Consider the following 22,825-nt stretch of genomic DNA (forward strand, 5'->3'; position numbering starts at 1 on the left):
GCGCCGCACAAGATCAGTGCAGTGTGACCGTGGTGAGCCCGAAGCCCGCGATGAGCTCCCGGATAGGCCGGTAGTAGCTGTACTGGACCGTGTACCGGCCAGTTGCACCGAGGGCGGCGTAGCCGGCGATCCAGGTCCGGACCTCGTGTGCGGAGTTTCCGGCGATCCGGGTCATCTCGTCCGGAGTCCACGCGTCGAGCGGGGTGAGGTCACCCGAGGCGAGGATCTTCAACAGCTCCTGGTCCCACTCGGGCGCGAGGTCCTGGATCGTCGCCGTGCCGGCGGCGAAGTCCCGGGCCGCGGCGATGACGCGCTGCTGGCGCATTTCGCGCGCATCCGGCGGGAGGGGCTGCCCCTCCCCCATCAGCATGCGGCGCTGTTCCGGCGTGGCGGTGGCCATCCGCGGTACGGGCGGGTCGTGTGACAGCCCGCCTGAAGAGATGAGCAGGACCTTCTGGTGGAGGGTCGCCAGGTGGCGGCCGATGGCCTCGCCGAGCAGGCGGACCCGCTGCACCGGGGTGAACGGCGGCGCGACCGAGTTGATGAAGATGGGCACGAATGGCTTGGCGGTGATGTCGCCGTACATGATCTCCATCGGTTGGACGGCGCCATGGTCGACCTGCATGTCGAGCGACACGGTCAGGTCGATGCCGTCGGCGAGCACCGCCTCGGCGATGCCGCGGGCCAGGTCCTCCGGTACGTCCAGCCGGCCGGCCTGGCTGCCGTAGTCGCCGATGCTCTCGGCGGCGTAGCCGATGCAGAACGGCGGCATCAGTCGGTAGAAGAAGCCGTTGTAGTGGTCCGGGCCGAAGTTGACGACCACATCGGGGTCGAACTCACGGACGAATCGGCGGGCCTCCTCGAAGGCCGCCTCGAGCTCCGCCGACACCTCGGCGTCCAACTCGGCGTGCTCGAGCAGCGGACTGTGGCTCATCGCCAGCAGGGCGAGCGTCACGCGGACTCACCTCCCTGCGGCTGACGTCCGAGGAGGAAGTCGAGGTGGATGCGGTTGAAGGTCTCGGTCTGCTCGTACTGAGGCCAATGGCCGGCGTTTTCGATTACCGCCAGCCGACCATTGGGGATGAGGTCGGCGATGCGCCGCCCCTCGTCGACCGGGCCCGAGGGGTCCTTCGTCGTCCAGATGACCAGCGCCTCGGCCTGGATGGAGCGCAGGTCGTCGTCGGTGAGCATGTTGCGCTTGCGGGTCTCCAGGTCCTGCAGCGCCATGTTCATCTCGCACGCCTTGAGCCAGTCCGGCTGCTGGAAGATCATCTGCCGGGTCCGGATCAGGTCGTCGGTGACCATGGCGGGGTCGGCCATGAGCCACTCCAGCCGGGCCTTGACCCGCTCCCAGCTGGGATCCTTCGCCGCTTCCATGGACAGCGTGTAGAGCCGCTCCATCACCTTCGGGTTGGCCATGGTGCCGCCCATCGTGTTGAGCACGATGCGCTCGACCCGTTCGGGTCGGTCGATCGCGTACCGGGCCGTGACCCATCCGCCGAGGGACTCGCCGCTGAAGAACGCCTTCTGCGCACCCAGGGTGTCCAGGACATGGTCGACCTGGTCGACGTAGTGCGGGATCTCCAGCGGGTGGTCGGGCTTGGTGGAGTAGCCGTGTCCGATGAAGTCGAGCGCCCAGACGGAGAAGTGCTCGGCGTGCGCGGCGAGGTTGCGCACGTAGGCCTCGGCGTGCCCGGTGATGCCATGAAGCAGAAGGAGGACCGGCTTCGACTCGTCCCCCGCGTGCAGGTAGCGCGTGCGGTACGGGCCCGCCTGCAGGAAGCCTTGGCTGAACTCGACCTGGTTCAGGTCGCTCCAGACGCTGGTGTAGGGGCGGTCGGTCATCGGGCTCCTCCGGTGGCGTGCTCGGTGTCGTCGCGGTCGGCCGGCATGGCCATCGGCACGGTGATCGGGACTGCTTGGGTGCTGTACTCAGGGGTGTCGGTCTGCTTGCCGGACTGGGTGCTCACCGGTCGGCCGAGGACGGCGGTGAGCGCGTCCTCGAGCTGATGCAGAGCTTCGGCGTCGTCCCAAACAGCAGCGCTCTGTCGCCAGGCGACGTAGCCGTCGGGGCGAACGAGGATGGCACCAGCCTCGTCGATCTCACGAACGCGGTGCCAGTAGCCGTAGGGGTCGATGGTGCCGGGCTCGCCGACCACCACGGTGCGCAAGAAGGGCAGGTCTAGCTTCTGCGCAGCTCGCTTCCACGCCTGACCGGCGAGCCCGGTGAGCAGCGTCATCTGTCCCTTGCCGACGACGTCCAGGGTCGAGACGCGGATGCCGTCCGAGCCGACGAGCCAAGCATGGGGCAGCTTGGCGCCCGGACGGGTCCTGGCCTGCAGGTAGAGCTCGCGGTGGCGTGGCCACTCCTCCGTCCCGGCCGTCGCGTCAGGGACCACGGCGCCGGACTCGTAGCGCTGGTTGAGCTCCACGCCGTGCGCGTTGAACTCGGTGTTCTTCAGTTCCAGCGCCTCGTAGAGCCGCTCGCGGAGCGCTACACCCTCCGGGCTGGCCTCCTTCAGCTTGAGGAGTCCGTCCCGGACCGGGTCGTCGCTGTCACGGTCGAACCACTCGCGCAGTCCCGCATAGTCCTTGCGCGACTGATTGGCGCGGGCGACGACCTGCTTGCCGACCGGAACGCGTTCGGGGGTGTACGAGTCGAGCAGTCCTGGTCCGGCGTGCCCCTTGACGACGAAGGCCACCTTCCAGGCCAAGTTGAATGCGTCCTGGATGGACGTGTTCGACCCTAGGCCGCTCGACGGCGGGTGCCGGTGCACGGCGTCGCCGCCGCAGAAGACGCGGCCGACCTGGTAGTTCGTGGCGTGCTGTTGGTTGACGTACCACAGCGACTTGGTGACGATCTCGGGCTGCAGATCGGGGTCGCCGACGAGGGTGCGAATCTGTCCGATCACGACGTCGTCGCTCAGGTCCGGTTCACCCTTGGCCATGTCGAAGCCCCAGCCGGCGATCCACTCGGTCCACGGCGTGACGGCCCGCAGCAGCCCCATGCCGATCTCGCCGAAGCCGGCCTTGGAGTTGAAGATCCAGTGCAGGATGCTCGGCCGGTGGGCCACGAAGCGGCTCAGGTCGGCGTTGAAGCGGATGTAGGCCGTCCCGGCGCGGGCCAGCTCCCCTCGAACGGCAGACCGATCTGCTCGGCGACCTTCGACTTGGCTCCGTCGAAGGCCAGCAGGTAGCGGGCGCGCTGCTCGAACAGCTGACCGGAACGCACATCGCGGAACCGCACCGTGACGCCGTCGGAGTCCTGCTCGTGCGAGAGGTACTCGGTGTGGAAGCTGAGCATCGCGCCGCGGCTGGCGGCGTTCTTGATCAGGAGCGGTTCCATGAGTGGCTGCGGAAGGTCGAGCATCGTGCAGGGGCTGCCCTGCAGGTAGTCCCCGAAGCGCAGATCACCGGTCCCCCAGGTCTGCAGACGAACGATCTCCTCACCAGCCAGGCTGGTGGTGAAGAGCGTGTCGCCCATCTGGTCCCACGGGGTGGCGTACTTCTGCGCCTCCTGCTCCACGCCGAGGTCGCGCAGAACCTCGACGGCCCGTTGGTTGGTGATGTGCGCCCGGGGGCCGTTGGCCACCCAGGGGAACATCGTCACGGCGTGCACGCGCACCCCGTACGTGGCCAGCGCCAGGGCCGCGGTCCCGCCGGCCGGCCCGAGGCCGACGACGACGACATCGGTGTCGAATCCGCTGCCATCGTCCGGGAAGGGCACGAAGGCAGGCGGAGGAAGGGTCGTCTTGTCCATGGCACCTTCTCAGAGCTTGGGAGGTTCGCCGGATCTCGGACTTTGAGAGGCCCGTCGGCTCTGCTGCGTGACCGCGGTCACCGCTGCTGGCATTCTGGCATGCTAGTACGTGTGATGCAAGGCACCTCGTGGGGCCGCTCAACGTGTAGGCGTCGCTCCCTGGGTCAGGCAGGGGCGGGCTGCCACCGGGAGAAGTAGGCCTGCACGCCGGCGAGGAGTCGGTCCACAGCCACCGCGATGACCACGGCGGCGAACGTGGCCGCCCAGACCACGTTGACGTCGAAGCTGTTCTGGCCCAGGACCATGAGATAGCCCAGACCGGAGTCCGCTCCGGTGAACTCGGCGACGATCGCGGCCTGGATGGCGAAACCGAACGTGATCCGAGCCGAGGTGCCGACCCAGAGCACGGCCGCGGGGAGACGGGCGTCCCGGATGACCTGCCATCGCCCGGCGCCCAGCATCCGGGTGTGGTGACGGACGTCGGGATCGACGTCCGCAACCCCCGCCGCAGTGCTCACGATGATCACGAAGACGATGACGAAGGCGACGTGCACCATGCGCGATGCCATCGAATAGCCGAGCGCGACCGCGAAGAACGGGTAGAAGACCAGGCGCGGGAACCCCTGCCAGAAGGCGATGAAGGGCGAGAGCACCCGCCCGACTGCGTCGAACGTCCCGGCCACGGTGCCCACGAGGATCCCGATGACCAAGGCGAACCCGTACCCGACCACAGTCGCCGTCACGGTGGTGACGGTGTTGCTCACGAGCGTGCCGTCCGAGAGCCAGGTGCCGATGTTGTCGAGGATCCGCGACGGCGTACCGACGATGAAAGCGTTGATAACTCCGGCAGTCGCCATCCACTGCGAGGCACCTAGGAGCAGCGCCACGAACGCAACCTGGGCGAGGACCATCCACAGGGCGCCGAGAGACCGGCAGCGCGGGGTCAGAACAGTCGCCACTGGGTGAACCTCCGCTCGACGTGGGCGAGGGCGCGATCGGCCAGGAGGGAGATGACGGCGATGACCGTCGCTGCTCCCACGAGGAGGGCCGGGTCCCCGAGGATGTTGCCGCGGGTCAGGTAGGAGCCGAGTCCTTGTGAACCACCGAGGTACTCCGCCAGGGCCGCACCGAGCACTGCCCAGACCACGGCCAGACGCAGGCTCGTCATGAGCCACCCGGTGACCGCCGGCACGTAGACCGACCGGGCGAGCCAGCCTCGTCCCGCACCCAGGACCTTGGCGTTGTGCACGTACACGGTGTCGATGGAGGACAGCCCGCTGAACACGTTGAGGTAGACGATCAGGAAGATCAGCGAGGCAACGAAGACGGCCGCCGACGTCGTTCCGATGCCGAACCACAGGATGAACAGCGGGGCCAACGCGATCCTCGGGACGGCGTTCGCGATCACGAGGAACGGCGCGATGAATCGGCGGACCAGCGCGAAAGGCCACGTCAGCGCCACTGACAAGCAGGCCGATGACACCCCGAAGGCGAAGCCGACCGCTGCGCTGCGCACCGTAATCCCCACGTCTTGCCAGAACAGCGGGTCGGTGACGAACAAGCCGAGCTGCCGGGTGACCAACACCGGCGAGCCGGTGATGGTCTCGACGACCGGCACCCGGTTGGCGGCCAGTTGCCACAGGCCGATCAGCCCACCCCACAGGAGCACCTGCGCACCGAGGATCCTGGCCGACTGGGGAATGGCCGGGCGCAGCCGAGCCGCCGACCCGAGTGCGGCGGGGGCGGTGGACGTCGTCACGAGGACCGTCCTGGCGCCGTGCCGGCATCGATCGGGGTCACCTGGTCGCGGAGGTCGCTCCACAGCTGCTCGTGCATGTGCGTGAACTGCGGGTCGAAGCGCAGTTCGAGCAGATCCCGTGGGCGACCGAGAGGCACGGGCCGATCCGTGAGCACCGTGCCCGGGCCGCGGGTCATGGTGACCACACGGTCCGAGAGCCCGACCGCCTCCTCGAGGTCGTGGGTCACGAACACGACGGTCTGCCGCGTCTCCTCCCACAGTGCGAGCAGGTCGTTCTCCATGAGGTTCCGCGTCTGCGCGTCGAGAGCACTGAAAGGCTCGTCCATCAGCAGGACGCGGGGACGGAGCACCAGGCTGGCCGCGATGGCGACCCGCTTACGCATCCCCCCGGAGAGCTGGTGCGGGAAGGAGTCGTCGAAGCCCTGCAGTCCGACCCGGGCCAGCCATTCGCGGGCCTGGGCGTTGGCGTCCCGCTTCGAGGCCCCGCGGTAGCGCAGCCCGAGGGCGACGTTCTGCAGAGCCGTCTTCCAGGGAAGCAGCGCGTCCCGCTGGAAGACGAAGCCGACGTCGGCGTGTGGGCCAGTGCGCGCCGTGACCGGCTGGCCCAGTACGGACACCGCGCCCGCGGTGGGAGGACGGAGCCCCGCGATCACGTAGAGGATCGTCGACTTACCGCATCCGACGGTCCGACGATCGAGACGAACTCGCCGTCCCCGATGGACAGGTCCACCGAGGCGACCGCCGTGTGCGCCCGCCCCTTCGAGACGTAGGTCTGGGTGAGGTTCTCGATCACGATGGCCGCCGGAGCGGTGTGAGAAGCGGACTCGGCCTGCACTGCGCGCTGCTGGGTCATGAGAAGTCCCTGGATGGTCGACATCGGATCAGCTCAGGCCGGCCGGGGCGTCGGCGCCGATCTCCTCGTACGCGGCCACGATCCGGCTGTTGTCGAACAGCTCGGCGGGCGGGGCGTAGGAGGAGTCGACGACGGCCACCAGCTGCGCCCCCGCGACCGTCTGGTCGATCTCTTCCTGGGAGAACCCTCCGGTGGCGCGGGTGAAGCCCGTGTGCGAGTACTCCCACAGCAGGTCCCAGTTGTCGGCGTTCGCCGCGACGAACTCGGCGGGCATGCCCTCGAGGACCTCGTCGGGGGAGGTTGCCGCGGCGAGCTCGGACAGTTCCCCGACGACCGCGGTGACGACGTCCTGCGTGAACTCCGGGTACTGGGTGACGAAGTCGGGCGACGCCGCGAGCACCGAGTTCAGCTGCTTCGCGATGGGCGAGGACTCGTCGTCCTGCGGGTTGGTGACCAGGTACGCCTCCCCCGACGAAACGGCCTTGGCTGCGTTGTTCGGCGACGTCGACAGGATGTCGGCGCGGTCGGACTCAAGCACCGCCTGCGTCTCGGAACCGCTGCCCAGAGGGATGCGCTCGAGCTCCTCCCAGGTCAGCCCGGCGTCCTCTGCCGCAGACTTCAGGGTGATCTCCGAGATGGAGCCGACTCGCGTGAAGGCCCAGCCCCCGTCCTCGAATGCACTGATGTCGTCGCCGTTGGTCTGCTCCACCCGGGTGTTGGCGATGATCTGCTGGGACGGCCCGTCGAACATGTTCATCAGCGGCACGAGCTCGCCGCCCTGCGCCGTCACACCCAACACCGCGCTGCCCGGGACGATCGCGACGTCGACCGACCCCCTTCCAGGGCTGCCACCAGGTTGCTGCCCGACGGAATCGCCTGGATGGACAGCTCCACGCCCTGCTCCTCGAGGGTCTGGGTGAGTACGCCGTCCTCGCCGATGGCCCCGTAGAAGGCCGAGAAAGTGACATCGGGGCCGAAGACACCGACGCGCAGGGCGTCTGGGGCGGGCTCGCCGCCCGCACCCCCGCCGCTGTCACCGGACGCCTCGGCCGAGGCGTCCGGCGAGAACGGCAGCGCTGGCGACGAGCGCGGCGGCGAAGACCCGCTGAAGGGATCGCTTGGTCATGTGAGCTCCTTGATTGACATGTGACGCAGGCAACGTCGAGGCGGCGCAACCTTCGCAGTGCGCGTTGCGCTCGTCAAGGAAAACGACAGATGTTGAGGAGCGTTCCAGTCACCGGAACGGCACTCTTGCGCTGCCGCCACTCCGTCCACTCATCGACCCAGGTCTCACGCTGGTTGACGGTCGCAACACTGCGTGCGATGGTTCACGCCGAGTGGCGCCGACCACACGAGAGGGTGGGACATGACTACTGGACACGACGGCGACCGGCCACCGGCGGCTACCTGCCCGCGCGGGAGCCTGACTTTCGACCCGCTCGAGCCGGAAAGCTTCGACAGCCCGCACCAGGTGTACGAGCGGTTCCGCAACGAGTGCCCCGTCGCGCACAGCGATCAGTTCGGCGGATTCTGGGCCCTCTTCAAGTACGACGACGTGGTCGCCATGGCCAGCGACTCGAGCACCTACACGACGACGGTCCAGAACGTGGTTCCGAAGATCACCTTCACCGGGCGACGACCCCCGCTCCACTTCGATCCGCCGGAGCACCGCTCCTACCGACTGCCACTGAGCAGCCCACTCCGTACTGCCCACACGGCCGTGCTCGAGGAGCCGCTTCGGGAGTACGCGCGGAGCCTGGTCGCCGGGTTCGAGGAGCGGGGTTCGTTCGACTTCTCGAAGGAGTTCGCCCTTCCGTTCGCCGCGCAGGCCTTCGCCCTGCTGCTGCACTTAGAGCAGGAGCTCGTGCTTCGACTCCGCGAGACAACCGTCGAGTACAACCACCAGGTCCAAGCGATGAACCATGCCGAGGTCCGCCGGTTGAGCTTCGCCCTCTACGACGTGGCCCGAGAGATTGTGGAGAGCCGCAAGGCGAACCGGCTGGACCCCGCGACGGACATGGTCTCCAGCCTCCTCGCCGCCACAGAGGACGAGAAGGATCCCATCAGCGAGGAGATGGTCGTCGGCACCATCCGCCAGATGTTGGTAGCCGCCCTCGCAGCACCGCACGCCGTGATGGGCAGCGCCGCCGTCCACCTCGCCCGCGACATCGCCCTGCAGCAGCGGCTGCGCGCCGACGCCTCGCTCATCCCGGCCGCGGTCGAGGAGTTCCTGCGGCTGTACTCCCCCTACCGGGTCTTCTCGCGCACTCCTGTGCGGGACGTGGAGATCGGCGGTCAGCACATCTCCGAAGGCGAGCCGATCGCGATGATCTTCCCTTCGGCGAACCGGGATGCCGACGTCTTCGAAAGCCCCCACCAGCTACGTCTCGACCGCCCCGAGAAGCACATCGCCTTCGGGGTCGGCGTCCACAAGTGCCCGGCGGCCGCCTTCGCCCGCACGGAGATCCGTATCGCCCTCGAGGAGCTGCTCGCAGGGACGACGCAGTTCACCCTGGCCGGCGATGTCGAGATGATGAACTGGCTGGAGTTCGGGCCTGTCTCGGTGCCCCTGGCCGGCCCATCCCCCAGCCTGGACCGATGACCTCGTCGCATGCCGGGTCCCAGCATCTGCTGGTCACCCTCCTCGGGACGTACTTCTACGGCCAGCAGAAGCCCATTCCTTCGGCGTTCCTGGTGCGGCTCCTCGGCGAGTTCGGCGTGACCGAGGTCGGCGCCCGCAACGGGCTCAGCCGCGTGACGAAGCGTGGGCTCCTGGAGGTCTCCCGACCCGGCCGGAGCACCTACTACCGACTCAGCGACGAGGCTCACGCTCACCACGCGGAGCGGCTGAGCGAGATCTTGACCTTCGGCCTGGACCAGGAAACGTGGGACGGGACGTGGACGGTGGCGATGTTCTCGGTCGCCGAGCGGGACCGGGCACAGCGCCACCTTGCCCGGCACCGGCTGGGCACGATGCGGTTCGCGATGTTCTACGACGGCGTCTGGATTCGGCCCGGGTCCGTGGCCGAGCAGACCGTCATCGCGCTCAAGGATTTGGACCTGCAGAAGGCGACGGTGCTCAGCGGGGCGAGTGTCGACGGTGTCCACGGCCCGGGCGACCCGGTCCAGGCATTCGCGCTGGACGAGCTCGAGCTGCGGTATCGAACGTTCGTCGATTCCCTGGCGGTGCTGCAGAGCCGTATCGAGGCCGGCGAGATCGGGGCGGCAGAGGCGCTCCTGCAGCGCACCACCGTGATGCACCAGTGGCGCTACTTCCCTGACAACGATCCCCTCTTGCCGAGCGAACTCCTGCCGGAGACCTGGCCGCTCACTGACGCGCACGCCGCCTTCGTGAGCGTCTACGACGGCCTCGGGGAACTCGCGGATCTGCGTCTCCGACACCTGCTCGCCGACTACGCCCCCGAGCTTGCCGCGGACGTCAGATCGCTCACCAGCGACGAGGTCCGCGCCATGAACATCCCGCCCCGGCGCCTTGGATCACTGACCGGCATGGACCTGGCGGACAGCCCACTCGATCCGGACGACGAGGACTGACGATGACGACCAACGCGCCCGAGACCGGCAGTGACATCACGATCGTCGCGGTCGGAGACATCGGCCCAGACCGCGACGACGCCGGTGAGCTGTTCGAACTGAACCGGCACGTGTTGCAGGCCGCCGACATCACCTTCGGCCAGCTCGAGTTCGTGCTCTCCGACAAGGGATTCCGGCTCCCGCAAGTGCGGCACACCGTTCGCGCGAAGGCCGAGGACGCCAAGTCTCTCGTGGAGGCAGGCTTCGACGTGGTCTCGTTCGCGGGCAACCACTGCATGGACTTCGGTCCCGAGGCCATGCTCGACACCGCCGCCAACTTGAAGGCCGCAGGCGCCGAGCCCGTCGGCGTCGGACGAGACGCGCACGAAGCCCGACAGCCGGCCCTGGTGACGCGGAACGGAACCGAGATCGCCTTCCTGGCCTACAGCTCAGTCATGCCGCACAGCTTCTGGGCCACCGAGAACCGGCCCGGATGCGCCCCGATGCGCGCGTACACCGTCTACGAGCAGATCGAGCACGACCAGCCGGGCACCCCCGCCCGCATCCACACCTTTCCGCACCGCGACGACCTGGCCGACCTGGTTGCCGACGTCCGACGTCAGAAGGAGGCGGGCCGCTTCGTCGTCGTGTCTGTGCACTGGGGCATTCACTTCATCCCAGCCGTCATCGCCGACTACCAGCGCGACGTGGCGCACGCCGCTATCGACGCCGGCGCCGACGCCGTCATCGGCCACCACGCGCACATCCTGAAGGGCGTCGAGGTGTACCGGGGCGTGCCGATCTTCTACAGCCTGGCCAACTTCGCCATGGACACGCGCATCACCCCCGCCCACGTCGCGACGAAGGGCTTCCAGGAGATCCTCGCACTGAACCCGGACTGGATCCCGGACTACGAGTTCACCTTCAACTTCCCGCCGGACTCCAGAAAGACCATCCTGGCCCGGTTCACCGTCCGCGACGGGTTCCTCGTCGACGTCGGCTTCGTCCCCGGGTGGATCAACGACAACTCTCAGACCGAACCGCTGTCGTCGAACGATCCCCGGTTCTCCGACGTCGTCGAGTACCTCGAGGCCATCTCCCGGACTGCCGGCCTGCGGACCAGGTACGTCCCCGATGGGGACTTCGTCCGCCCCGTGCCGGCGGACGGGCCCTGCGGCGCATGACCGCCGTCGCGACCGGCGTCACCCGCCAACTGGCCGGGTTCGCGGTGGACACGAGGTGGAACGACATCCCGCCCGACGTCCGCGACACCGTGGCCCTGCACCTGGTGGACGCCCTCGCCGCGATGTACGCCGGCAGCACGCGCGCGTGGACCGGCGCCGCACGAGCGCACGCGCTGGCCGAGAGCGCCCCGGGTAGGTGCGGCATCGTCGGCTCTGCGGATCGGTTGCGCCCGGCCATGGCGGCATTCGTCAACGCCACGGCTACCCACGGGCTGGAACTCGACGACTATCACGTACCCGCCGCGGTCCACGCCGGGTGCGTCGTGGTCCCGGCCGGAATCGCCGTCGCCGAGGACCTGCAGGCGACGAGCCGGTCACTCCTCACGGCCCTGGCGGTCGGGTACGAGGTGGTGATCCGGCTGGGCCTGGCGATGTCCCCGGAGATGACGCAGGACCGAGGCTTCCACGTCACCGGCGTCATGGGTCCGCTGGGTGCCGCGGCCACGGCAGCCAACCTGCACCGACTGGACGCCGAACAGGCGGTGTGGGCGTTGGGCCTCGCCGCCGCGCAGGCCGGTGGGACCACCGAGTTCACCCGGTCGGGCGGTGAGGTGAAGCGCCTGCACGCCGGCTTCGCGGCGTCGGCCGGACTCCACGCGACCGCGCTGGCCGCACGAGGCGTGTCGGCCCCGGCGCATGCGCTGGAGGGCCCCCGGGGCTACGCACAGGCCTTCGGTGGGCGGCGAATCGATCTGGATCAGCTCACCGACGGGCTGGGGCACCGATGGCATCTCGACGGGCTCGGCATCAAGGCGTGGAGCACCTGCACCGGGAACCACGCCCCTCTGGCGGCTGTCGGGAAGTTGTGTGCTGAGGGCCTCGACGCAGCCGAAGTGGAGCGCATCGACGTCTACACCGACCGGACCACGGCGGAGCACTGCGGCCACGTCGGACCGCTCGTCAGCGACCTGACCGGTGCACAGTTCAGCCTGCACGTCACGCTCGCCATGCGGATCGCCCTCGGGGGCAACGACCCGGCCCACTACGCCCTCCTCGAGCAGGCCGGGTTCGCAGTTCCCGAGGTCACTCAGGTCGCAAAGCGCGTGCGGGTCTTCGTCGGCGACGAACAAGAGCGCGCCTTCAGCTCCGCGCCGAGTGCCCGAGTGCTAGCCCTCCTCCGAGACGGCACGACGATGTCGGCGACCGCCTCTGCCCCGGGGGCGCCGCACGACCCGTTCGGCTGGTCCGACGTCGAGCAGAAGGCGCACCGTGTGGCTGATGCGACCATGGGGACGGAGGTCGTCGATCGGATGATGAGCACCGCGAGGGCATGGGCTGTGAACGACGTCCCCGTCGCCGAAACCCTTCCGTGGACGGATGGCGAGCGATCGGCAGACGACCGCTGACCGCTCGGTCGACATCGAACTGCGATCTTGTCCGACGGCCGCGCCCCGTTCCGACCATGTCCATGAAGCCGCCTACACCGCGCCCCTCCCCCACCGGGACGGCCGTTGGTGGGACGGTTCCCACTTCACGGTGCCCGAGTCCCCCCTCGGACAGAGTTGCGATGTCGCGGGACACCGTTCACAGGTGTGCCGCGACATCGTTCACGTTGGGGCCTGTCGTTGCTCGCACTCAGGAGCGCGGGACCGGGGCGTCTCGCCGTGCGGTGAACTTGTAGAACAGGGAGCCGGCGTTCAGCGTCTCGATGTAGTCGAGCATGTACTCCTGGCCGATGTCGACTGGCCCGAGCTTTGGGAACTGGACCCGCGCCTGGGTCTCCTCCTTGCTCCAGCCGGCGGCCACGGCTTCCGCGACGGCCGCCTTCCAGCTGAGCAGAGCCGCGCTACCGGTCCACGTAGGAGAGATCGGTGACCGGACCGTGCCCCTGGACGACGGTGTCGACGTCGAGCGAGCGGATGATCTCGTGGGACTCCAGCCACTAGTCGACGTCACTGGTCATCAGCCATGTCTGGCACTCGCAGAAGACACTGTCGCCGGTGAAGACCATCCGCTCCTGCGGCACGTACACCGCGAGCTGACCAGGGGTGTGACCCGGCGTGTGCAGAGGTGAAAGTCATGGTCTCCGACCCGCAGCGAGAGGTCGCCGGTGAAGACGACCTGCCCCTTGTTCGGGTCCGCGTAGTACTCGTCCCGGTCCGGGAACAGCGCGATGCCGTCGGGGTCGTCGGTGGCCAGGGCTTCGCGGGCGTACTCGAACGGGTCGAGCTCGGGGGTACACCGTCATGAAGTTGTCGTAGAGCCCCTTGTGGTTGACCACCGTGCCGGCTCCGCGGAAGTAGTAGTTGCCGAAGATGTGGTCGACGTGGTGCTCGGTGTTGATCAGGTACTGCACCTCGCCGAACGTCACGACGAACCGGCGCATCTCCACCGCCCGGGTCGGCAGCTGGGGCGTGTCGATGACGACCGGACCGGCCGAGGTGACCACGAAGCTGCGTTGTACGCCGCGGCAGGCCTCCTGCGTCGGTTCGACGCCATCGGAGAGATCGACACGGTGACGGCGCGAGCCCTCAACGCGTTGGCCACGGCAACCTCTCGATGAACGGACCGTAGACGCCAACATCGCGCTGCCGTGCGCCGCTCAAGGGTGACTGTTCCCAGAGAGGCTTGGACCTCGAGGCCGTCGAGTGTGCCGGGCGCGTTGCGCACCCGCTACGAGACGTCGGCGGGCCAGCCGACCTGAACATGTCGTCCCCATGCCCGGTGAAGAGCGGCGGCGAGACGACGTGGCGCTGAGGCACACCGAAGGCACGAGACCCGCCTGACTTGAACCTGACCAGCGAGGATGCCCCTTGTAGTCCCCAGCCTTCCAAGCTGGCCATGCCGGTTCGATCCCGGTCACCCGCTCCACATACCGACGAGCGCGTATACCCGCCTGCCCAACTCAGGACGGCGTTGACGCGGCTCCTGTGAAGCGGGAAGCGCCCCACTGCGCCCGGCGACCATCTCCCGGAGCGTCCGCGTTCTCGGCCGCGGTACTGCCGGGCTCGACGCCGTCGTCGACGTCGGCGGCCTTCATCAGTTCACCAGACACGACTCGCTGATCCCGAAGTCGGACCGCGATCTGCTTCAGGTGCTGGCCTGACACACGGTTGCGGGCGACGTTCACGCCGTCGTCGCGAAACTACTCGGGGTAGGGCTCGGGCACGGTGAACATCCTTCCAGCGGCTACCTCGCAGCACCGCAGATCAGATGTCACCTACTCGCGCAGCAGTCCCCTTCACGCGAGGTGGTGTCGTCCGCCTGCGGGTCGATCTTGGCCGTCGACGAGGAACTGTGTGCTGTGGAAGGAGTCGGCCAACGGCGCAAGGTGATCGCGCACGACCGCCTGGTGCGCCGGGTGCTCCAGGTAGACATGGAAGGCGGCCGCATCGTCGAACTCCGTGACCAGCGCGTAGTCGGCATTCGTCGGCCTCTCTCCGAGGTCGCGCCCGTGGCGGGTTCCACGGATGAGGTCGATCTGAGCGGGCAGGGCGGCGAGAGCCGCGTCGAACCCGGCTACCTGCTCCGAGGTCGCCGTTTCCTTGAACTTGACGGTCACGCAGTGGATCAACACCTGGCGCTCTCCTGAAGACGGGGCTGGGGATGTGCGGGGTGCCGCCATCATTCGACGGCGGCACCCCCAGGCGGCGACTGCGGTCAACTCACACGAGAGCGAAGCCGGCGTAGTTGTTCTCCGCGGACTCGCGGCACTTGTCCAAGTACATGGTCAGACCGCCCGGGTAGGCCAGCAGTTCCTTCTTCTTGCCCGGAACGTTCGCGTTCATGTACCACGAGTTGGCCAAGATGAAGGTCGTGGAGTTGGCCAGACCCTCCAGGTGCTCGTGCCACTCGTTCTCGGCGTCGGGCGTGGCCTCGATGCGCGTCAGGTCCTTGTCGCGCATGTAGGTAATCGCCTCGACAACCCAGTCACCCTCGAGCTCCGCGCAGGTGGGACCATTGCAGAACGCCGACGGGCTCTGCGGTCCGTACACGTACATGATGTTCGGAAATCCAGCCGTTGCGCGACCGAGGAACGTGCGAGCGCCGTTCTTGAACACCTCAGCGTACGTCTCACCCTTCGTGCTGCGGATGTCGATGTCGGTCAGGCCTCCGGTGAAGGAGTCGAAGCCGGTGGCCAGGACGATCACGTCGAACTCGTGCAGCGTGCCGTCGACCGTGACGATTCCGTTCTGAGTGAACCGCTCAATGGGGTTCTCGTTGACGTCGACCAGATCGACGTTGTCCTGGTTGAACGTGTCGTAGTAGGTGTACTCCAGCGGGCAGCGCTTGGTTCCGAACGGGTACGGCGGGATCTCCGGGACCAGCTTCTCCGCCAGTTTGGGGTCCTTGATTCGAGGGAGCGTCCTCTCACGCCAGTAGGCGTAGATCTTGTCGCCAACCTCGCGGTTGAAGAACATGTCGGCGTAGCCCCCGAGCCAGACTTGCAGGCCACCCATCTCCAAGAGCTCGTCGCACTTGGCGTAGAACTCCTCGTCAGAGATCTCGGACGTCGGCGTGTAGATGACGTCGTAATCGAGTCCGGCGAAGGTCGTCTTGCGGTATTCGAACAGCTCGGGGTAGGACTTGCGGAGCTCGTCGTTCGCGGCCTTGTCGAGCTTTCGGGACTTCATCGGCAAGGCCGTCGGGGGGTCCGCTGGAAGACGGTCATCGACCCGACGTCGGGGGCGATGGTCTGGATGACCTGGACGCCACTGGCGCCAGTGCCGATGACGGCGACGCGCTTGCCAGTCATGTCATAGCCCTTGGGCCAGCGCGAGGTGTGGAAGCAGTCGCCCTTGAAGTCATTCTTGCCGGGGAAGTCGGGATAGAGCGCCTTGGACCCGGTGCCGAGCAGGGGTAGGAGGAAGCGCGTCCGGGTCAGGAAGGTCTCGCCGGTCTTCTCGTCGCGGGTCTCGACGGTCCACTTGTTCTCGTTCTCGTCGAATTGGGCGGCGATGACGCGCGAGTTGTAGCGAGTGTCCTTGGCCAGGTCGAGCTTGTCGACGGCGAACCGGAAGTACTCTGCGAGCTCCGGCTGGCCGGGGTAGACCTCCGACCAGTCCCACTCGCTCCAGATCCGCTCGTCGGAGAGCTGGTAGCTGATGCCGGGCGTGTCGACCCGGGCGCCGGGGTACTGGTTCCAGTGCCAGACGCCGCCGGCCTCGGAGCCGGCCTCGTAGAGCTTGACGGCAAAGCCCCGCGAGCGGAGCTTCTCGAGCTGGTAGATGCCTGCGAATCCACCGCCGACGACGAGAACGTCGAGCTCTTCGATCACGGGGACGGGGTCGGTGAGCGAGGTGTTCACGTGATGTTCCTTTCGCGACCTCGCAGCCCTATGTGGCTTGCTCGGCCCTGTGGTTGAAGAAGTGTCATTTCGGCGGTGGCGCTGGGGCTAGCACGCTCCTGGCTCGCGTGTCGCGCTGGTTGGTTGACGCCTCCGGCTCACGCCTGCGCGGAACGCGAGCGGCGACAGAACGCCGTGGACCGAAGTCCTCGAGGGACAACTCCTGGAGCGTGTGTCTCGCATCACAAGGCTGCCATGAGCCGGCAGGCTATGTCAAGCACCACTAACACAGACGCCCCCTAGGCCCGGGAGCGTTCGCTCCACTGGATCTGGCACGTATGAGCCAGGCTCGCCCATCTCGCGGCTTTGCGTACGAGGAACCGCGGACGGTTCCGGCCGGAATGCGCCCGCGGAGGAAATAGCCGCTAACACCATGAGCATCTCGAGCGACTACGGCTACGAGCACGATGTCATGAGTCGCTCACGATCCTGGGCCGTCGAAAGGAAGTTGCCACCGACATCGGGCAACACACAACAGCGCCGAGGCGGCTCGCCGGGCAGCAGCAGGTAGCCCAGTCCATCGATGACCAACAGGGCGGGGCCGGCGAAGAAGCGCATGGCGGAGGCCCAGCGCCCCGCGATCGCGTCGCGGTGGCAGCGGCGGGCAGGTCGGCGGCGGCGGCCGCGGGGGTGGGGAAGTACGTGCGGTAGCCGGCCTGCGCTCAGGCCGGCGCCAGGCCGACGGCGATGTGGATCTTGCCGACTCCCGTGGACCGATGAGCAGCACGTTCGTGGCGGTCTCCAGGTAGCGGCAGGTCACCAGCTCCTGGATGAGCACGCGGTCGACTCCTGGGGCGGTGTCGTAGTCGAAGTCGTTCAGGCTGGCGGGGCTGCGCAACGTGGCGAACCGCAGCCCCCCGGCCCTCCACCGGGCCCCGGTCGCGGCGACCTCGAGGAGACGCCTGAGGCCCGGACGCCACAGGTGCCCGGCCCGTTCACTCCTGCCCGCACGAGCCCCGTGACCTCAAGGGCTAGAGCTGGGTGCGCGGCAAGCGGCTCGCATGCACGTCGAGCCTGGTCAACGGCCACCGTCCGTCGCCCGCCGCTGACCTCGACATCGGGTCAGCGGCGAGCGGCGGAGTGACTGGATCGCTCCGCAGACCCGCCCCCGAGAGTTCACTCGCCAGGAGGTGCGCATGCGGGGTCCGAGGCGCTACGGCGCCAGCGGACCGATGACGACCTTCCAGGGGAAGATCTGCTCCTGCCGGACCACGCCCTGCGACGTGTAGGGGTCGTTCTCCAGCAAGGCCTTCAGCTCGGTCTCATCGCCCACGTCGAAGATCAACAGGGCGCCGCTGCCATCCTGCCAGGGACCGGCCTCGCGGATCTTGCCTCGGCTGACCAGCTCGCGCAGGTAGACGCCATGAGCGTCCTTCGCGGCGTTCAGGACCTGCTGGTCCTCCGTGTACTGCCAGATGACTGCGTAGTGCGCCATGTTGTCGTCTCCTTCGTGCTCTGAGTGGACGTCGTGTCGCTTCAGCGACCGACGTGGACGGACTTGCCCCTCCCGGCCACCTCGACCACTCGAGCGTCCGGCACCTGGTCGGCGGGGTGGGTGAACAAGTGCTTGATCTCGCGGTGCACCTACCCGTCGACCGCGTTCACGGCCACGGGTCAGCCAGACCTGCCGATCGGTCCTTCGGCTGCTCCAGCTGAGCAACTGCAGGCTCTACATCGCATCCAGCGCCGGAGCGCCACCTGCAGTGGAGATCTAGCCACAACCGTTGGGTGTTGTCAACGGCCGTTAACGGAACGATGCTGACGAGCGAGTCGGAGACGCGTGGGCCGGCTCGTCCAGTTGAAGGTGTTTCATGCGGATCCGCGCGGCCCGATTCCATGATCACCCAGCGAATTGTGCCCTAGTCGAAGAGATGGTTGTCCATAACTACTAACTACTCACGGGAAGTCTGGTCGGAGAGCGGGCGCCTCGTCAGCGCGGTCGGCAGAGCTCGCGGCCCGCTGCCGCACGTGGTGCGTGAACTGTTCGACTTTGCGAGGGAGCGGTCGGCCTGTCCCGGACGGGGATCCGCTAGGTCGCAGGCCGGACCGTGTCCGCCCTGGGTTCGACGAGCAGATGCCCAACAGGCTGGCCATCGCCACCGTTGACCGCCCGTTGCACCATGCCCACGTCTGCCAGACCGGCGGCGGCAGCAGGGGGCTCACCCAGGCACTCGCCGGTCAGGGGTGAGCCCATTGCCCTGAGCCCCCTGATCGGTTGTGGCCGCAGCTGAGGGCTTGGCTGCGGAGTGGACCGTGGAGGTTCGGTCTTCATGACACGGACCTTGCGATCACAATGTCGAGGTACCGGACACCAAATCGAGGTACCGACGTGCGGCGCCCTCGACACGGGCCCCCTCCGCGACCATTGGCCACGCGCCGTCAATGCCGCCGGCAACGGCCGCGCGGGAGAGAAACCCTTCCCAGAACCCTGGTGACCCGAACTCGCCCCGCCACTGGAGGGCGGGAAGGGTGACCCTGTGTAGGTGGTGTTCGTGGGTGGTGCCGATCGCGCCGTGTACCTGGTGGACGTTGCGCACTGCCACGGCTAGGGCCTGCGAGACGACGCTGCGTGCGACCGCGACGCGGAACTGGGAGAGCTCGCAGTCGAGTCCGCTGGTGAGGGCGTCGGCGAGAGCGGTGTCCACAGCAGCGCGGGCCAGCACGGACTCGGCGGCGATGTCTACGACTAGGTTCTGCACGGACTGGAACTTCGCTAGGGCGCGACCAAACTGGCTGCGATCGGTGGCGTATTCGATCGCCGAGGCGAGCATGCCGTCCATCGCGCCGACGCACTGCAGCGCACGAGCGAGCGCGCCGCGCAGGACGTACGCCTCAACGGCCGCGGTGGGTACGGGTGACCATGAGATCCCCTCTCCTACGGTGACGGAGCCGGTCGGAACTTCCGAGATGCCCTCGATGGCGATGATCGCCACATGGTCGAGGGGCACTTCCGCGAGTTCGTAGGTATCGCCGACGGGACGCACGCACAGGACGGTGGTGGTGGCACCGGCCCACGGAACATGGTGCGCGGTCCCCGCAGAATCGAGCAGCGCGACAGTGCTTGTGTGGTCGGACGAGTCGTCGACCCCAGCGGCGCGCCGAAGCGGCCCGGCCAGCAGGTCGGTCTCGGCGTACGGAACAGCCACGCCAGCGCCGGCCGCGATACGCAGGAGCGCGGCGGCTTCAACCCAACCGGCTCCGCTACCCCCGCTGGCCTCGGGCGCGGTGAGCCGAGCGACGCCGACCTCCCGCAGCGTCGACCACACGGCGTCGTGGTCGGGTCGGACGTAGGGCCCGGAGAAACCGGAGAAGACGTCGGAGAGCATCGCCTGCAGGTCCTCGTCGACGGAGAGGTCGGCGGTCATCAGCGCAGTCCCAATCCCCGCGCGATGACGCCGCGCAGAATCTCGTTCGTGCCGCCGCGGAGCGTGAAACCCGGGCGCTGGTGCAGGCCCGCGCGCAGCAGTCCGTGGATCTCGCAGACCGCGGCGCCGCTGTTCGTGCCGGCGAAACCGGGCGACCACTCGTCGCCGAGCCGGGTGGAGACGACATCGACCAAGTCACCCTCGGTTGTGGTGCCGAGCAGTTTGATCAGGGCGGCGGCCGTATCCGCGGGTTCACCACGTTGGAGGGCCCCGGCGACGTTCTGGCTGAGTGCGTGCAGCCCGGCCAGCCGGGCGACCGACCGACCGAGGTCGGTGCGGGCGGGGAGCGCACCCGCCGCGATCGCGCCGACCTCCGCCGCGAACAGGCGGAACGAGGACAGGAAACGCTCCGGCCCGCTCCGCTCGAAGGCCAGCTCCGAGTTGACCTGCTCCCACCCGTTGCCGGGGACTCCGAAGACCATCGAGTCGGGTACGAAGACATCCTGCAGGACGACCTCGTTGAAGTGCCGGTCACCCGAGAGGGAGACGATGGGCCGAATGGCAACGCCCTCACTGCGCAGATCGACGATGAACTGGCTCAAACCCGCGTGGCGGTTCGTGGTGTCCAGGGGTTCGGTGCGGCACAGGACAATGAAGGCCTCGGCGTGCTGGGCGCCGGACGTCCAGACCTTGGTGCCCGTGATCGACCAGCCGCCGTCCACCCGGACGCCCTTCGTGCGGACGCTCGCGAGATCGGACCCCGAGTCGGGTTCGCTCATCCCGATTGCGAAGAAGCATTCGCCAGCGACGATCCGAGGCAGATACTCGCGCTTCTGCTCTTCGGTTCCGTACCGTAGCAGCGACGGGGCGATCTGACGGTCGGCGACCCACTGCGCCGCGACGGGCGCGCCAACGGAGAGCAGTTCCTCGGTGACGACGAACCGTTCGAGGAAAGTGCGCCCGTGGCCCCCATATTCGGTAGGAATCGTCATGCCGACCCAGCCGCGTGCGGCCAAGCGGCGGGTGAAATCCTCGTCCCACCTGATGAGCCATGTGTCGATCCACGGGGTGAGCCGACCGGCGGCGATCTCTTCGGCGAGGAATGCCCGGACCTCGACACGCAACGCGATCATCTGATCGGTCGCCACCGTGGTCGGTGGCGTGAGAGCCGACCCCATGGGGCCTCCTAATGACTCCTGCCCGGGCGGAACCCGCGCGATCGGTCAACTGTGTCGCTGCTCGGGGATGCAGCACGGTCGAATCAAGGGCCACTCAGGCCGCGAGTCGCCCTGCCGTGGAGGGAGTCGCCCTGCCGCGGACGACGGTCCTCGTCGCTTCGAAGTGTCACAGCGTCCTGGCAGATACGCAATAGCGCATCGAAATACCTATATACGCAGCCTACGTGCTATGCTGTCGCAATGACCAACGTTCCTGCGACCGCCGGAGCCGTACGGCTCGAGCAGGTTCCCGCGCGCCCCCGCCACCGCATGATCGACCGGGTTGCGGCAATCCTCGAACTCGTCGCCCGGTCCGGTTCCGGTCTCACCCTCACAGCCGTGGCCAAGGCTCTCGACGCCCCGGTGAGTTCGGTGCACGGACTACTCAACGGTCTCGTCGCCGTCGGCTACCTCGACGAGCGCGAGCGCATCTACACCCTCGGCACAGCGCCCTACCTGCTGAACGTCATTGCGGGACGCCCTCCGGTCACGTCGATAACTCACAAGCAGCTCCAGCAAGTGCATGCCGAGGCCGGACTGACCACTGCGCTGTCCACCTCGGTGGGCGACGACCTGTTCTATGTCGACCATGTCTCCTCTGAACCGGAGTACGCGTATCTGGCGGAGAATCGCTTGCGGCGCTCGCTGCTCCGCACCTCCGCGGGTTGGCTACTGCTGGCCGACCGCGAGCAGCGGGACATCTGGGTCTACCTCAATTCCCGCCCGGCGGCCGACGCCGACTACGTAGAGCAGTTCCTCTACGCCCTCGAGGAACTACGAGCCACTGGCGTGTGCGCGGCCCCGGGCGTAGCTGTGGAGCGCGGCGACGGCGTGTCGGTGGCTCTCCGAGAACGCGGCCGAACCATCGCCGCACTCGGTGTGGTCGGTGTTCGCGACATGATCCTCGAGCGGCGCGACGAACTCGCCGAGATCTGTCTCCGGCACGCCGAGGAGTGGGGATTCCGGTGACCCGCTAGACGGTATGAGTGACTCACGTGAGTGGTCCCGGTCGAGCGTCACGACCGGCCTCGATGGCTGATCGTGTGCCGGTCGCCGGGGGGTGTCGAAGTCGTTCATCCTCGCTGCGCTGCGTGTTCCACGTTGACACTCTCCGGCGCGACGGCAGAAGGCTGACTGTCGATGCGGTCCGGGGCAGTTGCGTACCACTGTGATGTCTCAGGACATCCCGGACGCCCGCACCCACGGTATGTGGGTTCGGGCGTCCGCCATTTCCAGGCCGGGCCGGGTGGTCGTCCGGTGAGCTGGTAGTCGCGCGGGGGTCGACGGTGAGCTCCGGAGGAGTTTCGCCGGTCGCGGTGTCGATGACGCGAACGTCCAGGTCTCGGGCGAGCAGTCCCGTAGGACGCGGGTTCCGGCGCGGGTTCGGCCGATATCGATGTGGTGGAGCCGGCCGGCCACGCGCAGGGTTTGGCCAGCGTGATCTTGTGGTGGTGGGTCAGGTGCCAGCCGATGGTGTCGGCGCCGTCGTCGAGCCCGGAGTCGCTCAGTTCCTTGCGGGGGCGCAGGACCAGCTCGATGGCGAACGCCGCTCTGGCCCGCGGTGAAGTCGGCGGCCGTCGGGAGCGGAGGCTCGAACGCGGCGTCGTCCTCCGCCCGGTGCCGGGCCCGCAGCTCGTAGAGCCAGGAGCGGGAGACGCCGCAGGCGGCGATGACGGCGGCGAGGCTGCGTCCCGCGACCTCGGGCGCGGTGATGACCAGCAGGGCTCTCGACATGGTCGCCCATCGGCCCGACGTCCGGGATGACCTGAGACATCAGTCCGGTGATGTCGTGAGACATCTGTCCGG

22 protein-coding genes and 2 pseudogenes are annotated in these 22,825 nt (G+C 67.8%); 6 read left to right on the forward strand and 18 right to left on the reverse strand.

Annotated features, from left to right (window positions below; genetic code table 11):
• Positions 1 to 13: 13 nt before the first annotated feature.
• The 9 genes and pseudogenes from MVA48_RS07540 to MVA48_RS07575 all read right to left on the reverse strand — a co-directional run bounded on the left by MVA48_RS07540 (position 14) and on the right by MVA48_RS07575 (position 7,162).
• Positions 14 to 955 carry a 3-carboxyethylcatechol 2,3-dioxygenase gene (locus tag MVA48_RS07540; protein WP_246987452.1) on the reverse strand — a complete coding sequence of 314 codons (942 nt, stop codon included), beginning with the start codon at positions 953 to 955 and terminating at the stop codon, positions 14 to 16.
• Positions 952 to 1,845, reverse strand: a complete 894-nt coding sequence (locus tag MVA48_RS07545) for an alpha/beta fold hydrolase (protein ID WP_246987454.1) — start codon at positions 1,843 to 1,845, stop codon at positions 952 to 954. Before MVA48_RS07545 ends, MVA48_RS07540 begins: the two co-directional genes overlap by 4 nt.
• A complete protein-coding gene (locus MVA48_RS24055) occupies positions 1,842 to 2,432 on the reverse strand; it encodes an aromatic-ring hydroxylase C-terminal domain-containing protein (RefSeq protein ID WP_371821229.1) in 591 nt (196 codons plus the stop codon). The genes MVA48_RS07545 and MVA48_RS24055 overlap by 4 nt, the downstream gene beginning before the upstream one ends.
• A gap of 234 nt (positions 2,433 to 2,666) precedes the next feature.
• Positions 2,667 to 3,760: pseudogene (locus tag MVA48_RS24060) on the reverse strand (FAD-dependent monooxygenase); the annotation flags it as partial.
• 164 nt (positions 3,761 to 3,924) lie between these two features.
• Entirely contained in the window at positions 3,925 to 4,647 is a 723-nt protein-coding gene (locus MVA48_RS07555) for an ABC transporter permease (protein WP_246987456.1), read from the reverse strand.
• Positions 4,648 to 4,703: 56 nt separating this feature from the next.
• Positions 4,704 to 5,519, reverse strand: a complete 816-nt coding sequence (locus tag MVA48_RS07560; protein ID WP_246987458.1) for an ABC transporter permease — start codon at positions 5,517 to 5,519, stop codon at positions 4,704 to 4,706.
• Positions 5,516 to 6,172 (reverse strand): ABC transporter ATP-binding protein, encoded by a 657-nt coding sequence (locus tag MVA48_RS07565; RefSeq protein WP_246987460.1) that lies wholly within the window; start codon positions 6,170 to 6,172, stop codon positions 5,516 to 5,518. Before MVA48_RS07565 ends, MVA48_RS07560 begins: the two co-directional genes overlap by 4 nt.
• Positions 6,169 to 6,396 (reverse strand): hypothetical protein, encoded by a 228-nt coding sequence (locus MVA48_RS07570; RefSeq protein ID WP_246987462.1) that lies wholly within the window; start codon positions 6,394 to 6,396, stop codon positions 6,169 to 6,171. Before MVA48_RS07570 ends, MVA48_RS07565 begins: the two co-directional genes overlap by 4 nt.
• 4 nt (positions 6,397 to 6,400) lie before the next feature.
• Entirely contained in the window at positions 6,401 to 7,162 is a 762-nt protein-coding gene (locus MVA48_RS07575; protein ID WP_246987464.1) for a hypothetical protein, read from the reverse strand.
• Positions 7,163 to 7,738: 576 nt separating this feature from the next.
• On the opposite strand from MVA48_RS07575, the gene MVA48_RS07580 reads away from it, so the two are divergent.
• The 4 genes from MVA48_RS07580 to MVA48_RS07595 are packed head-to-tail and all read left to right on the forward strand — an operon-like array spanning position 7,739 to position 12,496.
• The gene (locus MVA48_RS07580) at positions 7,739 to 8,974 is read left to right on the forward strand and encodes a cytochrome P450 (protein WP_246987465.1); all 1,236 of its coding nucleotides are present in this window, start codon (positions 7,739 to 7,741) and stop codon (positions 8,972 to 8,974) included.
• Entirely contained in the window at positions 8,971 to 9,927 is a 957-nt protein-coding gene (locus MVA48_RS07585) for a PaaX family transcriptional regulator (RefSeq protein WP_246987467.1), read from the forward strand. The genes MVA48_RS07580 and MVA48_RS07585 overlap by 4 nt, the downstream gene beginning before the upstream one ends.
• Positions 9,928 to 9,929: 2 nt before the next feature.
• Positions 9,930 to 11,090, forward strand: coding sequence for a CapA family protein (locus tag MVA48_RS07590; RefSeq protein WP_246987469.1), 1,161 nt, complete (start codon positions 9,930 to 9,932; stop codon positions 11,088 to 11,090).
• Entirely contained in the window at positions 11,087 to 12,496 is a 1,410-nt protein-coding gene (locus tag MVA48_RS07595; RefSeq protein ID WP_246987471.1) for an MmgE/PrpD family protein, read from the forward strand. The genes MVA48_RS07590 and MVA48_RS07595 overlap by 4 nt, the downstream gene beginning before the upstream one ends.
• A 229-nt stretch (positions 12,497 to 12,725) precedes the next feature.
• On the opposite strand, the gene MVA48_RS07600 is transcribed toward MVA48_RS07595, so the two are convergent.
• Positions 12,726 to 12,896, reverse strand: a complete 171-nt coding sequence (locus tag MVA48_RS07600) for a hypothetical protein (protein WP_246987473.1) — start codon at positions 12,894 to 12,896, stop codon at positions 12,726 to 12,728.
• Positions 12,897 to 13,125: 229 nt separating this feature from the next.
• Positions 13,126 to 13,476: pseudogene (locus tag MVA48_RS24065) on the reverse strand (MBL fold metallo-hydrolase); the annotation flags it as partial.
• Here MVA48_RS24065 and MVA48_RS07605 point away from each other — a divergent pair.
• The gene (locus MVA48_RS07605; protein ID WP_246987475.1) at positions 13,408 to 13,653 is read left to right on the forward strand and encodes a hypothetical protein; all 246 of its coding nucleotides are present in this window, start codon (positions 13,408 to 13,410) and stop codon (positions 13,651 to 13,653) included. The pseudogene MVA48_RS24065 and the gene MVA48_RS07605 overlap by 69 nt on opposite strands.
• A 678-nt stretch (positions 13,654 to 14,331) precedes the next feature.
• Here the strand turns inward: MVA48_RS07605 and MVA48_RS07610 are convergent.
• The 7 genes from MVA48_RS07610 to MVA48_RS07640 form a co-directional block, all read right to left on the reverse strand.
• Positions 14,332 to 14,652, reverse strand: coding sequence for a Dabb family protein (locus tag MVA48_RS07610; protein ID WP_246987477.1), 321 nt, complete (start codon positions 14,650 to 14,652; stop codon positions 14,332 to 14,334).
• A 103-nt stretch (positions 14,653 to 14,755) separates the two neighbouring features.
• A complete protein-coding gene (locus MVA48_RS07615; RefSeq protein ID WP_246987479.1) occupies positions 14,756 to 15,724 on the reverse strand; it encodes a hypothetical protein in 969 nt (322 codons plus the stop codon).
• Positions 15,721 to 16,398 carry a flavin-containing monooxygenase gene (locus MVA48_RS07620; protein WP_246987481.1) on the reverse strand — a complete coding sequence of 226 codons (678 nt, stop codon included), beginning with the start codon at positions 16,396 to 16,398 and terminating at the stop codon, positions 15,721 to 15,723. The genes MVA48_RS07615 and MVA48_RS07620 overlap by 4 nt, the downstream gene beginning before the upstream one ends.
• A gap of 460 nt (positions 16,399 to 16,858) precedes the next feature.
• Positions 16,859 to 17,359 carry an ATP-binding protein gene (locus MVA48_RS24070; RefSeq protein WP_371821230.1) on the reverse strand — a complete coding sequence of 167 codons (501 nt, stop codon included), beginning with the start codon at positions 17,357 to 17,359 and terminating at the stop codon, positions 16,859 to 16,861.
• A gap of 231 nt (positions 17,360 to 17,590) precedes the next feature.
• Positions 17,591 to 17,872, reverse strand: coding sequence for a YciI family protein (locus tag MVA48_RS07625; protein ID WP_246987489.1), 282 nt, complete (start codon positions 17,870 to 17,872; stop codon positions 17,591 to 17,593).
• Between the two features lie 853 nt (positions 17,873 to 18,725).
• Complete coding sequence (locus MVA48_RS07635; RefSeq protein ID WP_246987490.1) at positions 18,726 to 19,802, reverse strand: acyl-CoA dehydrogenase family protein; 1,077 nt, start codon at positions 19,800 to 19,802, stop codon at positions 18,726 to 18,728.
• A complete protein-coding gene (locus tag MVA48_RS07640; RefSeq protein ID WP_246987493.1) occupies positions 19,802 to 20,980 on the reverse strand; it encodes an acyl-CoA dehydrogenase family protein in 1,179 nt (392 codons plus the stop codon). Before MVA48_RS07640 ends, MVA48_RS07635 begins: the two co-directional genes overlap by 1 nt.
• A gap of 240 nt (positions 20,981 to 21,220) precedes the next feature.
• Between MVA48_RS07640 and MVA48_RS07645 the strand changes: the two genes are divergently transcribed.
• The gene (locus tag MVA48_RS07645) at positions 21,221 to 21,988 is read left to right on the forward strand and encodes an IclR family transcriptional regulator (RefSeq protein ID WP_246987495.1); all 768 of its coding nucleotides are present in this window, start codon (positions 21,221 to 21,223) and stop codon (positions 21,986 to 21,988) included.
• The last annotated feature ends 837 nt before the right edge of the window (positions 21,989 to 22,825 follow it).

It is taken from the genome of Blastococcus sp. PRF04-17 (genome assembly GCF_023016265.1).
Taxonomy (GTDB): Bacteria; Actinomycetota; Actinomycetes; order Mycobacteriales; family Geodermatophilaceae; genus Blastococcus_B.

Bases quoted from the DNA above. Each gene is read 5' to 3' on its own strand.
- MVA48_RS07545 (WP_246987454.1), bottom strand. From the start codon at position 1,845: ATGACCGACCGCCCCTACACCAGCGTCTGGAGCGACCTGAACCAGGTC.
- MVA48_RS07590 (WP_246987469.1), top strand. From the start codon at position 9,930: ATGACGACCAACGCGCCCGAGACCGGCAGTGACATCACGATCGTCGCG.
- MVA48_RS07640 (WP_246987493.1), bottom strand. From the start codon at position 20,980: ATGGGGTCGGCTCTCACGCCACCGACCACGGTGGCGACCGATCAGATG.
- MVA48_RS07625 (WP_246987489.1), bottom strand. From the start codon at position 17,872: ATGGCGCACTACGCAGTCATCTGGCAGTACACGGAGGACCAGCAGGTC.
- MVA48_RS07645 (WP_246987495.1), top strand. From the start codon at position 21,221: ATGACCAACGTTCCTGCGACCGCCGGAGCCGTACGGCTCGAGCAGGTT.
- MVA48_RS07615 (WP_246987479.1), bottom strand. From the start codon at position 15,724: ATGAAGTCCCGAAAGCTCGACAAGGCCGCGAACGACGAGCTCCGCAAG.
- MVA48_RS07595 (WP_246987471.1), top strand. From the start codon at position 11,087: ATGACCGCCGTCGCGACCGGCGTCACCCGCCAACTGGCCGGGTTCGCG.
- MVA48_RS07585 (WP_246987467.1), top strand. From the start codon at position 8,971: ATGACCTCGTCGCATGCCGGGTCCCAGCATCTGCTGGTCACCCTCCTC.
- MVA48_RS07635 (WP_246987490.1), bottom strand. From the start codon at position 19,802: ATGACCGCCGACCTCTCCGTCGACGAGGACCTGCAGGCGATGCTCTCC.
- MVA48_RS07570 (WP_246987462.1), bottom strand. From the start codon at position 6,396: ATGTCGACCATCCAGGGACTTCTCATGACCCAGCAGCGCGCAGTGCAG.
- MVA48_RS07580 (WP_246987465.1), top strand. From the start codon at position 7,739: ATGACTACTGGACACGACGGCGACCGGCCACCGGCGGCTACCTGCCCG.